At 64.2% G+C, this 12,598-nt stretch carries 10 protein-coding genes; 6 read left to right on the forward strand and 4 right to left on the reverse strand.

Features of this window, described 5'->3' with window-relative positions; all coding sequences use genetic code 11:
- Positions 1–25 precede the first annotated feature (25 nt).
- On the forward strand, positions 26–433 hold the full coding sequence (locus tag K4O48_RS16030) for an endonuclease domain-containing protein (RefSeq protein WP_222909370.1): 408 nt from the start codon (positions 26–28) through the stop codon (positions 431–433).
- Between the two features lie 323 nt (positions 434–756).
- On the opposite strand, the gene K4O48_RS16035 is transcribed toward K4O48_RS16030, so the two are convergent.
- The 4 genes from K4O48_RS16035 to ptsP all read right to left on the reverse strand — a co-directional run bounded on the left by K4O48_RS16035 (position 757) and on the right by ptsP (position 8,855).
- Positions 757–3,147 (reverse strand): membrane-bound PQQ-dependent dehydrogenase, glucose/quinate/shikimate family, encoded by a 2,391-nt coding sequence (locus tag K4O48_RS16035; protein WP_222909371.1) that lies wholly within the window; start codon positions 3,145–3,147, stop codon positions 757–759.
- A 130-nt stretch (positions 3,148–3,277) separates the two neighbouring features.
- Positions 3,278–5,017 carry a PTS fructose-like transporter subunit IIB gene (locus K4O48_RS16040; protein WP_222909372.1) on the reverse strand — a complete coding sequence of 580 codons (1,740 nt, stop codon included), beginning with the start codon at positions 5,015–5,017 and terminating at the stop codon, positions 3,278–3,280.
- A gap of 20 nt (positions 5,018–5,037) precedes the next feature.
- The gene (gene pfkB, locus K4O48_RS16045) at positions 5,038–5,976 is read right to left on the reverse strand and encodes a 1-phosphofructokinase (RefSeq protein ID WP_222909373.1); all 939 of its coding nucleotides are present in this window, start codon (positions 5,974–5,976) and stop codon (positions 5,038–5,040) included.
- Positions 5,976–8,855: a phosphoenolpyruvate--protein phosphotransferase gene (ptsP, locus tag K4O48_RS16050; protein ID WP_222909374.1), complete on the reverse strand. Its 2,880-nt coding sequence runs from the start codon at positions 8,853–8,855 to the stop codon at positions 5,976–5,978. Before ptsP ends, pfkB begins: the two co-directional genes overlap by 1 nt.
- A gap of 256 nt (positions 8,856–9,111) precedes the next feature.
- Here ptsP and cra point away from each other — a divergent pair, with 256 nt between their 5' ends.
- The 5 genes from cra (at position 9,112) to K4O48_RS16075 (ending at position 12,594) form a co-directional block, all read left to right on the forward strand.
- Positions 9,112–10,101: a catabolite repressor/activator gene (gene cra / locus K4O48_RS16055; protein ID WP_222909375.1), complete on the forward strand. Its 990-nt coding sequence runs from the start codon at positions 9,112–9,114 to the stop codon at positions 10,099–10,101.
- A 221-nt stretch (positions 10,102–10,322) separates the two neighbouring features.
- Complete coding sequence (locus tag K4O48_RS16060) at positions 10,323–10,628, forward strand: nucleotide pyrophosphohydrolase (RefSeq protein WP_222909376.1); 306 nt, start codon at positions 10,323–10,325, stop codon at positions 10,626–10,628.
- Entirely contained in the window at positions 10,625–11,374 is a 750-nt protein-coding gene (locus tag K4O48_RS16065) for a methyltransferase domain-containing protein (RefSeq protein WP_222909377.1), read from the forward strand. The genes K4O48_RS16060 and K4O48_RS16065 overlap by 4 nt, the downstream gene beginning before the upstream one ends.
- Positions 11,375–11,394: 20 nt before the next feature.
- On the forward strand, positions 11,395–12,006 hold the full coding sequence (locus tag K4O48_RS16070) for a DUF4136 domain-containing protein (protein WP_222909378.1): 612 nt from the start codon (positions 11,395–11,397) through the stop codon (positions 12,004–12,006).
- 27 nt (positions 12,007–12,033) lie between these two features.
- Positions 12,034–12,594, forward strand: a complete 561-nt coding sequence (locus K4O48_RS16075) for a DUF4136 domain-containing protein (protein WP_222909379.1) — start codon at positions 12,034–12,036, stop codon at positions 12,592–12,594.
- Positions 12,595–12,598 lie beyond the last annotated feature (4 nt).

The raw sequence follows: 12,598 nt of genomic DNA on the forward strand, positions 1-12,598 counted from the left end.
GACTGCCTTTTCACAAGGACCGTGAATGCCCACTGAACGTGCCTCCCCCGAACAACGCCAGTTCGCCAGACACCTGCGATACCAACTCACCGATTGCGAGCGTCTGCTGTGGCGCCAGTTGCGCAATCGCGGTTTAGCCGGATTCAAATTTCGTCGGCAACATCCGTGGCCGCCCTACGTTCTGGACTTCTACTGCGCAGCGTTGCAGCTTGTCATCGAGCTCGATGGCGGGCAGCACTACGACGAAGCTGGCCTGACGAAAGACCGTTTGCGCACGACCTATCTGCAGAGTCAGGGGCTGGCGGTTCTTCGCTTCAGTAACCTGGATGTGATGCGGAATCTCGAAGGTGTCCTAACGGAAATCTTGCGCTGGATTGAGGCCCGCTCCCCTCACCCCAACCCTCTCCCCAACGGGGAGAGGAAGCTGGACTGAAGTTATCGAATCATCGGTGATCGGCCAGATACCATAAGGTCATCACGCAGCACATGTACTGGCAAACTCACATCAGGATGTATCGCTTCACGTAGCCCCAAGGACCCGTTCAAGTCTTCGCAGGGGATATATGCAGCAACACCGCAGTTGGCGTCACGGTGCGCAGAGGCATCGCACGAATTGAATCGCTGCGCATCGCCTTATACCGATACCGAAACCCCAACTCGGTCCAGTCCCCTCTCCCCTTCGGGGAGAGGGTTAGGGTGAGGGGCGGGCGCTATGTAGAGCGCCGATTCAACGGCCCATACCAACGATCGCTTCACCTACTCCTCCAACGTCCAGGCCACCACCGAATCCCCAATCTTCGTCCCGAACGACCCATGCCCGCCGGCCATCTGCACCACGTACTGCTTGCCAGTCTGCTCGGACACGTAGGTCATCGGCGTCGCCTGGCCACCCGCAGGGAGGCGTGCTTTCCACAGCTCTTCACCCGTTCGCAGGTCATAGGCGCGCAGGTAGTAGTCCAGCGTACCGCTCATAAAGGCCACTCCACCGGCGGTCACGATCGGCCCGCCCAGCGCTGGCGTACCCACCGGGAACGGGATACCCAAGGGTGCACTGTCGCGGCTGGTGCCGTTCTTGTGCATCCAGACTTTCTTCATGGTGCGCAGATCGACTGCCGTCACGTAGCCCCATGGCGGCGTCTGGCATGGCAGGCCGAGCACGGACATGAACGGTTCCAGTCTCACCATCCAGGGCGCGCCAAGGTTCGGTTGCAACCCGGTTTCGCCGCCACCGGTACGCTCCTCCGGATCGACGTCGTTGCGGTTGACCATGGTCGAGATGAACGCCAGGTAATTGGGCGCACCGAATAACAGCTGGCGGCTCGGATCCACCGCCACCGATGGCCAGTTGAAGGTGCCGACGTTGCCCGGATAGATCAGCGAGCCCTGCTCGGACGGCGGAGTGAAGTCACCGTCGTAGCGCAGTTTGCGAAACTGGATGCGGCACATCATCTGATCCAGTGGCGTGCCGCCCCACATGTCTTTCTCGTACAGCGGCGCGTCGGGCGCGTAGCTGAGCGCCGAAATTGGCTGGGTAGGCGCCGCGTAATCACCTTCCACCGTGCCCTGGGGCACCGGAATTTCCTCGACAGGGACAATCGGCTCACCCGTACGGCGATCCAGTACGAAAAGATCACCCCGCTTGGTCGGCTGGATGATGGCCGGCACCGTGCCCTGCGGCCCGTCAATGTCCACCAGCGTCGGCTGCGAGGGCAGGTCACGGTCCCACAGGTCGTGATGGACAGTCTGGAATTCCCACCGCACCTTACCGGTGTCCAGCTCCAGCGCCACGAGCGTATCCGTGAAGCGCTCCGATTCAGGCGTACGTGGCACGGCCCACTGGTCGGGGGTCTGATTACCCGTCGGGATGTACACCAGCCCAAGCGATTCATCCGCTGTGGCGATGGTCCATGAGTTCGGCGTGCTGCGCACATAGGTCTCACCCGGTGCGAGCGGCTCGGTGGCGTCCGGATTGCCCGGGTCGAAATTCCAGATCAGTCGACCATTGCGAACGTCATAGGCGCGGATCACGCCCCCGGGCGAATCCACCGCGCCGTTATCCGTAATGGACCCACCAACGATGACCAGTTTCTCGGTCACCACGGGCGGCGACGTCGGCAGATAGACGCCCAGCGCGCCTTCGCCCAGGCCCGCCTTGAGATCAACCACGCCGGCGTCGCCGAAGTCTTCACAGGGCTTGCCATCCTGCACATCCAGCGCGATGAGCGTGCCGTCATTGGTCGGCAGAAAGAGGCGCTGCTCGCAGCGCGCCGCCGGCTGATCGGCGCTTGCGACCGGGACGGCGTAGCGGGTTGCGTCATGGAAAGCCAAGCCGCGGCAAGTCATGTGCTGGTAGTACTCGGCATCGCGGTTGATGCTTGGGTCGAAGCGCCAGCGCTCCTCGCCAGTGTCGGCATCCAGCGCAATGGCGATGCTGTGGGGAGTGCAGATGAACAGGCTATCGCCGACCTTCAACGGCGTAACCTGATTGGTGATTTCGCCCGGATCGCCTTCGCCCGGCAAATCACCGGTGTGATATTCCCAGGCCTTTTGCAGGGTCCCGACATTTTCCGGCGTGATGAGGTCAGCCGTGGAATAGCGGTCGCCTCGGCCAGAGCCCCCGTAAGCCGTCCACTCGGTGGCCTGTCGGCCGGCCTGCCCTTCCGGGTTCAGGCCTTGCATCTGCGCATCACTGAACTCACCCGTGATCGAGTGATAGTCCTGCGTTAACGAGTAGCCCGCCATCAGCGCACCGGCCAGCAGGCCGAGCCCGAGCAAACCACTGGCGCCGTCGCGCCAGACCAGCCGGTCGCTCACGTAGCGATTGACGAAAGGCAAAATCAGCCACAGGCCCAGGACGCACCAAAGATCGATGCGTGGCGCCATCTGCCACCAGTCGAACCGCACCTCGTACAGCGTCCACGCCAGCGTCGCCAGCAGCAGCACCGCGTACAACCAGATCGCCGCGCGACGCCGGGCAAACAGCAGACCGCCGACAACAAGCAGTCCGACACCGGCGACCAGGTAGTACCAGGACCCGCCTAATATTGCGAGATAGCCACCACCAATAGCCATCAGCGCGCCCAGCACCAGGACCACCACGGCAGTCAGGGTGACTCTCAAGGGTCGCGGCCCGTAGTCGATGCTCATGCAACAGTCTCCAGCGATTCGTACTCAGAACAGAAAAGCAAAAGCCAGCGAAACCTTCTGTCACAAAGTTCCGGCTGGCTTGTAGTGGATGCGGCGCGAGGGCCTTAGTTCAGTGTTTCCAGTCCGATGGTCAGGCCGTGGCACCAACAGCGAGCGGCTGCGCCTCGGGCCGCTTGATCACGGCGTAGATCACCCCGGTCACCAAGCTGCCGGCGAGAATCGCGACGAGATACAACAGCGCGTGATTGATGGCGTTGGGGATCAGCAGCACGAACAGCCCGCCGTGGGGCGCCAGCAGCTTCGCACCAACCGCCATGGACAGCGCGCCGGTCAGCGCACCACCAGCGATGCTGGCCGGAATCACCCTCAACGGGTCTTTCGCAGCGAACGGAATCGCGCCTTCGGAAATGAAGCAGCAGCCCAGCACCAGCGCGGCCTTGCCGGCTTCGCGCTCGGTCTGCGCGAACTTGCGCCGGGCGATCAGCGTGGCGATGCCCATCCCGATTGGCGGCACCATCCCCGCCGCCATGGTGGCGGCCATCGGCGCGTAACTCTGGGACGCGAGCAGCCCGACGGAGAAGGCATAAGCGGCCTTGTTCACCGGTCCGCCGAGGTCGACGCACATCATGGTGCCGAGCAGCAGCCCTAGCAGGATCGCGTTGGAAGTTCCCATGGTGTCGAGGAATTCCGTCAGCCCGGCGAGCATCTTCGCCACTGGCGTGCCGACCACGTAAATCATCACCAGACCGGTTACCAGGCTCGCCAGCAACGGAATGATCAGGATTGGCTTGAGCGATTCGATACTCGCTGGCAAGGGAATCCAGCGGCTCACTGCCTTGGCCGCATAGCCCGCAACGAAGCCTGCGATTATCCCGCCAATGAAGCCCGCCCCCAACGTGCCAGCCAGCAGCCCACCGATCATCCCCGGCGCCAGTCCTGGGCGATCAGCGATGGAATAGGCGATGTATCCCGCCAGCAGCGGCACCATCAACTGGAAGGCCGTTTCGCCACCGATCTTCATCAGCGCGGCGGCCAGCGTGCCCTCCTCCTTGAACGCCTCGATGCCGAATACGAACGACAGCGCGATCAGCAAACCGCCCGCCACCACCATCGGCAGCATGTAGGACACGCCGGTCAGCAGGTGCTTGTAGACACCGGTCTTTTCGCCCTTCTGTTCGCCGCCGCCGGTATTGGCTGTGGCGCCTCCGGCTAGCACAGCGCCTTCTTCCAGCGCGCGATCCAGCGTCGCGTCGGGTTGTTTGAGGGCCACGCCGGTGCCGCAGCGAAACACGCGTTTGCCGGCAAAGCGGGCGACATCCACTTCGATATCGGCGGCCAGCAGCACCACGTCGGCCGCGGCGATGGCGTCCGCTTCCAGCACGTTGCGCGCACCCACCGAACCGCGGGTTTCCACCTGCAGGTCGTAACCCTTGCGGATCGCGGCCTGCTGCAGGGCTTCAGCCGCCATGAAGGTGTGCGCCACGCCGGTCGGGCAAGCGGTGATGGCGACAAGTTTGGGCTTGCCGCTGGTATGCGCAGCATCCGCTTCGTCGTCCTGCTGCAGCTCGGTGGCGGTGTCCGCTGCACTGCGCAGGAAGGCTTCCGGATCGAGCAGCGCCTCGGATGGCGTTGATTGCGCGACGCGTTTGCCAACGAAGCGCTGCAATGACAACGGTCCGGTTTTCACCACGACCACCAGATCGGCATTGGTGATCTGTGCGGGCGTCAGCGGCGAGCCGATGGCCTTGGGATCGTGGACTTCCACAGCGGTCGACCAGCCCAGACGATGGGCGGCCGCTTCGAGCAGGCGTGACGTGAGCACGCTGGTGACCATTCCGTTGGGGCAGGCCGTAACGATGAGAAGATTCATTCCTTCACCTCTTGTTCGATTTATTGGCTCAGCGGCTGGAGCCGGACCCTGGCCTCCAGGTCCGCAAGTCCATCCGTATCGGTGATGCCAAAGCCGACCTGCCCAACCGCCTGCGCGGCAATGGCGGTGGCGTGTGTAAGGGTGCGTTCGGCCGGCCAGCCTTCCAGCAGACCGTGAAGCATGCCGGCCAGCAGTGAGTCGCCCGCACCAACGGTGCTGACGACCCGAACCCTGGGCGGATTGGCATGCAGTGCCGCGCCTGGCGAGAACCAGCTGACGCCATTGGCGCCCTGCGAAATAACCACGTGCTCGATGCCTTCGGCTTGCAGTCGTCGCGCTTCGGCTGTCAGCGCTGCCGACTCGGTGAGTTCGACGCCACGGGCCTCGGCCAGCTCTTCGTCGTTGGGTTTGATCAACCAGGGCGTGGCGGCCAGCCCGTCACGCAACGCGGCGCCGCTGGTGTCCAGCGCCACCCGCACGCCGAGACTCTTGAGCGTCTGCAAGAGCTGGACGAACCACTGGCTGTCGATGCCACGCGGCAAGCTGCCGGCGACGACCACAAGGTCATGAGCGGGCGCCAGCCGCTGGAGCCGCGTCAGCAGCTCCGTGCAGTTCGCCTCGCTCACCCTCAGCCCCGGGCCGTTTATGTCGGTGACCTGCCCGTCCGCTTCGGCCAGTTTGATGTTGCTGCGGGTATCGCCCGGCACGCGGACGAATTCGTCGGCAAATCCACGCGCGGCGAACAGCAGCTCGAAGGATTGCGGATTGCCCTCGCCGAGAAAGCCGGTGACGGTCAGCCGATGGCCGAGGTCGGCCAGCACCTGCGCGACGTTGAGCCCCTTACCGGCGGCATGCACCTGCAGGCTTTCGCTTCGATTGACCTCGCCCAGGCGCAGCGACGGCAGCTGCACGGTCAGGTCCAGGGCCGGGTTGAGGGTGACCGTCAGCACGCGAGCCATCAGCAGTGCTCCCCGACGAAGGCGCGGACTTCATGGGCGCCGGGCAGCATCAGGGCTTGCTGGGCCAGCCTCTGGCAGGCCGCGAAATCCAGCTCGCGAACGCGCGCCTTCACCAAGGCGATGCTGCGCGCCGAAACGCTCAGTTCGTCCACGCCCAGGCCCACCAGCATCGGCACCGCCAATGCATCAGCGGCCAGCTCGCCACAAACGCCGACCCACTTGCCGTGGGCATGGGCCGCCTCGACCGTCATACCGATCAGCCGCAGCACCGCTGGGTGCAGCCCATCGGCCTGCCCTGAAAGCGTCGGATGCCCGCGGTCGATGGCGAGGGTGTACTGGGTGAGGTCATTGGTGCCGATGCTGAAGAAGTCGACTTCCTGCGCCAGCACCGGCGCGATCAGCGCGGCGGACGGGATCTCGATCATGATGCCGACCTGCAGATCGGCCACCGGCAGCTCAACGCGCAGGCGGTCGACCATGGCCTTGGCGGTGCGCCATTCATCAATGTTGCCGACCATGGGGAACATGATCCGCAGCGGGCGGCCATCGGCCGACGAGAGCAAGGCACGCAGCTGGGTTTCGAGGATGTCCGGGCGTTGCAGGCTCAGGCGAATGCCGCGCACACCGAGAAAGGGGTTTTCCTCGGCGGGCATCGGCCAGTACGGCAGCGGTTTGTCTCCGCCGACATCCAGCGTACGTACCACCAAAGGGCGCCCCTCAAGGGCTTCAAGCACGCGGCGGTACTCGGCTTCCTGAGTCGCCTGATCCGGCGCCTGGGAATGGTTCATGAACACCAGTTCGGTACGCAGCAGGCCAATGCCTTCGGCGCCCATCGCCACCGCTTCCGGGGTTTCGCCGGCAGCGCCGATGTTGGCAGCGATCTCTACCGGATGGCCGTCGCGGGTGATGGCCGGCTCCAGGCGACGCTCATTTGCCAGGCGCTTGCGATCCTCGCGGGTGGCGCGCTCGTTGCGGGCCTGCTCCAGCTGCGCATCGGTCGGCGAAACCAGCAGTTCACCGCGCTCGCCGTCGAGCAGTAACAGTGTGTTTGGGGCCAGCCCAAGCACACCCGGCCCAGCACCGACGATGGCCGGAATGCCCAGCGCGCGGGCGATGATGGCGCTGTGCGAAGTGGCGCCGCCGCCAGCGGTAAGAATCCCCGCGACGCGCTGGGCGTTGAGAGTGGCGACGTCCGAAGGCGCCACTTCGTCCATCACCAGGATGTAGGGCTCGTCTGGAGCCTGATCGGCTTCCACACCAGTCAGGCAGGCCAGCACGCGACGCCCAACGTCACGCAAATCGGCTGCACGTTCGGCCAGCAGCTTGTCGTGCAAGGCCTCCTGCTGCTGCGCCGCAGTTTCGATTTCCTCCATCCAGGCTGCTTCGGCGCTCAGCCCTTTTTGCAGACGCGCCTGGACTTCCTCTCGCAGCGCCGGGTCGCGCAGCATGGCCTGATGGGTGGTGAAGATGTCGCGGATGCTGGCGACCTGACTCGCTTCGATCAGCGTGCCGATCTCGTCGTGCACGCCTTTCAGCGCGGCATCCAGGCGTTGCAACTCGATTGTCGGCGATTCGCCATGCTTGGGGTACTCGATCACTTGCGGCTTGCGCACCAGCACCGGACCGATGGCAATTCCGGGAGACGCCGCAATGCCATTCACCTGATCACCGGCGCACAGGGCGGCCTGCTCGATGGCCGATTCATCAGGTCGCATGGCGATGACCGGTTGCTCCATCTCACCTGCGGCCGGCAAGGGCTCGACGTCCTCGCCCAGCCCGTCTTCCACGGCGCGCACCAGCGCCGGCAACGCATCGTCGGCAATGGCAGGTTCGGCCATGAATTCAAGCACCTGACCGCGATGCGCACCCATTGCCAACAATTTGCTCAGGCTCTTAGCCGACACGCCAACACCTTCATTGCCCGCCAGTCGCACGCGAATTTCGCCATCGAACGCCTGTGCGACCTCGGTCAGCGTCTTGGCCGGACGCGCATGCAGACCGTGCGCATTGGCCAGTGAGACCCTAGCGCTGGGCCAGTCGGCCGGCACTTCGCCGCCCAGGGCTTCGAGCACCACGCGGCTGGAAGTCGCTTGGCTCAACTCCTGCCCACGTCCTTCGATCAGCAGGTTGCACAGTCGCTCGAGCATCGCCCGATGCGCTTCGCCCAGGCTGGCCAGCACGAAAAGACCGTTGAGGGGCTGGCCTTGGTGTTCAAGATTCGACGCGGGCGTAACGAACGCTAATCCAGGGCGCTGCACCGATTGCTCGCTGCTCAGCCACCAGAGACCATCGCCCAGCGGCAGCGCCTGGCTCAGCGGCAAGCTGGCGTTGAAGCCCGGTTCTACGCACTGGGCGCGCTTGAGCAACTTCACACCCTGCCAGGCCAATTCGTCGAAATCATCGGCGGCGACACCCAGGCCGACCAGTTCGCCGTCCAGCGCCAGGGCCTGCGGCGCGCCCTGCAGCAGGTCGATGATGACCTCAGGGCTTTCGGCCTTCTGCAGCGCCTCGCTGAGGTCGCCCTCGCCCAGGGCTCGGGTCAGCAGTTGCAACAGGCGCAAATGTTCATCGGAGCGGGCCGCGATACCGATGGCGAGATACACCAACTGGCCGTTGCCCCAGTCGACCCCGGCCGGAAAGTGCAGTAACCGCACGCCAGTGGTGAACACCTGATCGCGGGTTTCCGGCGTGCCATGAGGGATCGCGATGCCCTGCCCGAGAAAGGTCGAACCCTGCGCTTCGCGCGCGCGCAGGCCGTCGAGATAACCGGGCGCCACCAGCCCATCGGCGACCAGTACCTCGCCAAGCAGGGCGAGGGCCGCGGGCTTGTCCGCCGCGTGCTGACGCATGTGGATGTGCTGGGCATTCAACTCAAGCATGGAGAACTCCTTGCGGGCTCGCGATTGTTTTTATACCGGCGGCGTGCGAACGACAGCGCGCCGGCATGACCCGAATCCTGGGCCGGCGCTTATGACCGGACAGCTGCTGAAACGTTTCACCAACCCTTGGCACATTACGCAAATTTGGGTGACTCTAGAAGCCCGAGTTCAAACCACCCGTCTCGGGGATCCACTTGCCTCTCCGTAGAACGTGTTCCGCCGGCACTGCAAACCGAAACAGACCAAGGATTTCTCGTTGAAACTGACCGACCTCGCCCGCCTCGCCAACGTTTCGGTAACCACCGCCAGCTATGTGCTCAACGGCAAGGCTGCGCAACGGCGAATCAGCCCAGCCACGGTCGAGCGCGTCATGGCCGTCGCCGAACAGCAGGGTTTTCAGCTTGATCAGCAAGCGGCCGGGCTACGCCGCGGGCAGTCGCGAACCCTTGGCTTCATCGTTCCGGACCTGGAAAACCCCAGCTACGCCCGCCTGGCCAAATTGCTGGAACAGCGCGCCCGCTTGCGCGGCTATCAGTTGCTGATCGCAGGTTCCGACGACGAGCCGGACACCGAGCGGCAGGTCCTTCAGGTGCTGCGCTCGCGCCGTTGCGATGCGCTGATCGTTGCGAGCTGCCTGCCGGCTGATGATCAGAGCTATCGCAAGCTTCAAGCGAGCGGCACCCCGGTGATTGCCCTCGACCGGGCGATGGATGCCGAGCACTTCTGTTCAGTGGTCAGCGATGACCGCGAGGCAGCGGCGCAGCTGACCCGCTCGCTGGACATTCCAGCCGACGCGCATATCGCGCTGATCAGCGCGCGGCCGGCCCTTCGCATCAGCCAGCAGCGTGAGGAAGGTTTTAACCGGACTTTAACCGGGCACAGGGGCCAGGTCAGCGTGCTCCAGGCCGAGCAGTTCAGCCGCGCCTGTGGCCGCGAACAGATGCTCACCCTGCTCGACCGCGGACCGTTGCCCGACGCCTTGATCACCACCGCCTATGTGTTGCTCGAAGGCGTCTTCGATGCACTGCGCGAACGGGACCTGCTCTGGCCAGAGCATTTGCGCCTGGCCACCTTTGGTGACGCGCAGCTGCTGGATTTCCTGCCGATCCGGGTCAACGCAATTTCCCAGCAGCACGAGCAGATTGCCAAGTGCGCGCTGGAGCAGGCGATTGGTGCAATAGAGCAAGGCGACTATCGCCCCGGCGTGACTGCCATCGGGCGTGAACTGAAGGTTCGTCAGCGTTGATCGCTTGCCGGCGCTACCGCCCTGACGGGGCTGTTGCGCTCGACTGATGGCATGATTCGCGAGCAAGCTCGCTCCTACAAATAAGCGCGTGTTTACGCTGACAACCAGACGCTCCCGCTGCCCTTGTAGGAGCCAGCTTGCTGGCGAACCGAGGTCGCACTGGATACGGTGCCAGCCACTGGCTACAGTGCCGGACATTCCAACGAGCCCGCCCTTCCCAGATGAACATCGAACAGATCACCCAACGCCTGCATGCGATCCGCGACCAGAATGACTGGCAGCGCTTTCACAGCCCCAAGAATCTCGCCATGGCCGCCAGCGTGGAAATGGCCGAGCTGGTGGAAATCTTCCAGTGGCAGACCGAAGACGAGTCGCGTCAGCTTGCGGCCGACAAGCTGGAGCATGTCGGCCAGGAAGTCGGCGACATCCTCATGTACCTGCTGCTGATGTGCAGCGAGCTGGGCATCGATATGGAACAGGCGCTGCTGGCCAAGCTGGCCGACAACGAACGGCGGTTCGCCCAATGACCGACCGCCATTTCGATGAGCTCGCGACGCGCTTCGCCGAGAAGATCTACGGCGGCGCCAAGGGTGCGATCCGCCTCGCGGTGCTGCAGGCCGATCTCGCCGAAATCCTGCCGCAACGCCCGCTGCGGGTGATGGATATCGGCGCCGGCCTCGGTCATATGAGCCTGTGGCTGGCTCAGCAGGGCCATGAGGTCACGCTCGCCGAACCCGCCGAGCCGATGCTGGAAGGCGCACGCAAACAGTTTGCCGAAGCCGGCCAGAGCGCCACATTTATACAAGCGCCCTGGCAGGAGATCGAAAGTCAGATCGAAGGCCGTTTCGATCTGGTCATCTGCCACGCCGTACTGGAGTGGCTCGCCGAGCCCCAGGCGATCCTGCCGGTACTGCATCGCCTGGTCGCCGACGATGGCTGGCTGTCACTGGCCTTCTACAACCGCGACGCACTGATCTACCGCAACTTGCTCAAAGGCCATTTCAAGAAGCTGCGCACCCAGACCTATGCGGGCGAGCGCCAGAGCCTGACGCCACAACAACCACTCGACCCGCGTGAGCTGGCCGCGCAACTCGCACCGCACTGGCAGGTCGAATCAACTAGTGGCGTGCGCGTATTCCATGACTACATGCCCGCCGATTTCCAGGCCCGTACCGAGCCTGCCGATTTGATCGAGATGGAACTGGCCTACCGCCGCCATCCCAGCTTCGTCGGCCTCGGGCGTTACCTGCACTGGTTGTGTCGGCCCCGCTGAGCGCCGGCCGGGAGGTACCGATGTCGCCCCGTGTCCTATTGCCCCTGTTGTATCTGAGCGTTGTGGGCTGCCAGAGCAGCAACCCCTACACCAGCGAATCCGCACCGATTCCTCCGGCACCCCCGGTCGAGCAGATCCAGTCGCCCACTTACCCCGCCGCGCCTCGCGACTTTTCCGCCTATCAAAGCTGGAGCTGGCGCAGCCCACCGGCCGCAACGGCTTCGCTCGCTTCCGAAGAGCTGCAGGAAATGGTTTCCAGCGCCCTCGATCAACGCGGCCTACGCCCCGCTCCAGCAGGTGCCAAGGGCGATGTTCAGATCAGCGCCAGCGCCCAAATGGAGACCCGCGTGCGCCAGGTCTACGATGACTACGGCAGCCGCGTCGGTGCTGGACGTTACGGCGGTTACGGCCCCGGGTACGGGTCGGGGATCGGCATCGGCGCCAGCGCGCCAATCGTGCGTAGCTACGAGGAGGAAGTGGTGACCGTCAGAATCGAAATGCTCGACAGCGCCTCGGGGCAGTCGGTATGGAGCAATCGGGCCGAAGCTCGCAGCGGCGGTAACCAGGCCGAACGTAAAGACGCCGCCCGCGATGCTGTGAACCGTGCGCTCGCCGACTATCCCCCGCGCTGACTCGCTCCTCTCACGCAGGAAAACGCCATGTTCCGTTCATTGATGATGCTGCCCTTGCTGCTGGTGCTCGCCGCTTGCCAGAGCACCCAAGTGCAACGCGACTTCGACCCGCAGCGGGAATTCTCCGCGTACCGTACCTGGGACTGGAAGGAACCCGCACTGCAATACCGCCCCGATGATCCACGTATCAAGAGCGACCTCACCGAGCAACGCATACGCAGCGCCGTCAGCGAGCAGCTGGATCAGCGCGGCCTGCGCCAGGCTCAGTCCGGCCAGGCACCCGACGTGTTGATTCAAGCCTGGTTCATCGTCGACGAGCGCAGCCAGCAATACACCACCACCTCGATGAGTGCCTGGGGCAGCCCGTGGCATGGTTTCTGGGGCGGACCGACATTCGCCGACACGCGGACCATTCACTATCAGGTCGGCACTCTACAGGTCGATTTCTATGACGCCGATGACGGCAAACTTGTCTGGCGCGGCAGTGCCGAACAGGTATTGCGCGACAATCCCGGCAGCCCGCAGGAGCGTGCAGGCATGTTCCGCGAGACCGTGTCCAAGGTGCTGTCACAATACCCGCCGCACTAAACCG

The sequence above is a fragment of the Pseudomonas sp. DNDY-54 genome (genome assembly GCF_019880365.1).
Taxonomy (GTDB): Bacteria; Pseudomonadota; Gammaproteobacteria; order Pseudomonadales; family Pseudomonadaceae; genus Stutzerimonas; species Stutzerimonas stutzeri_P.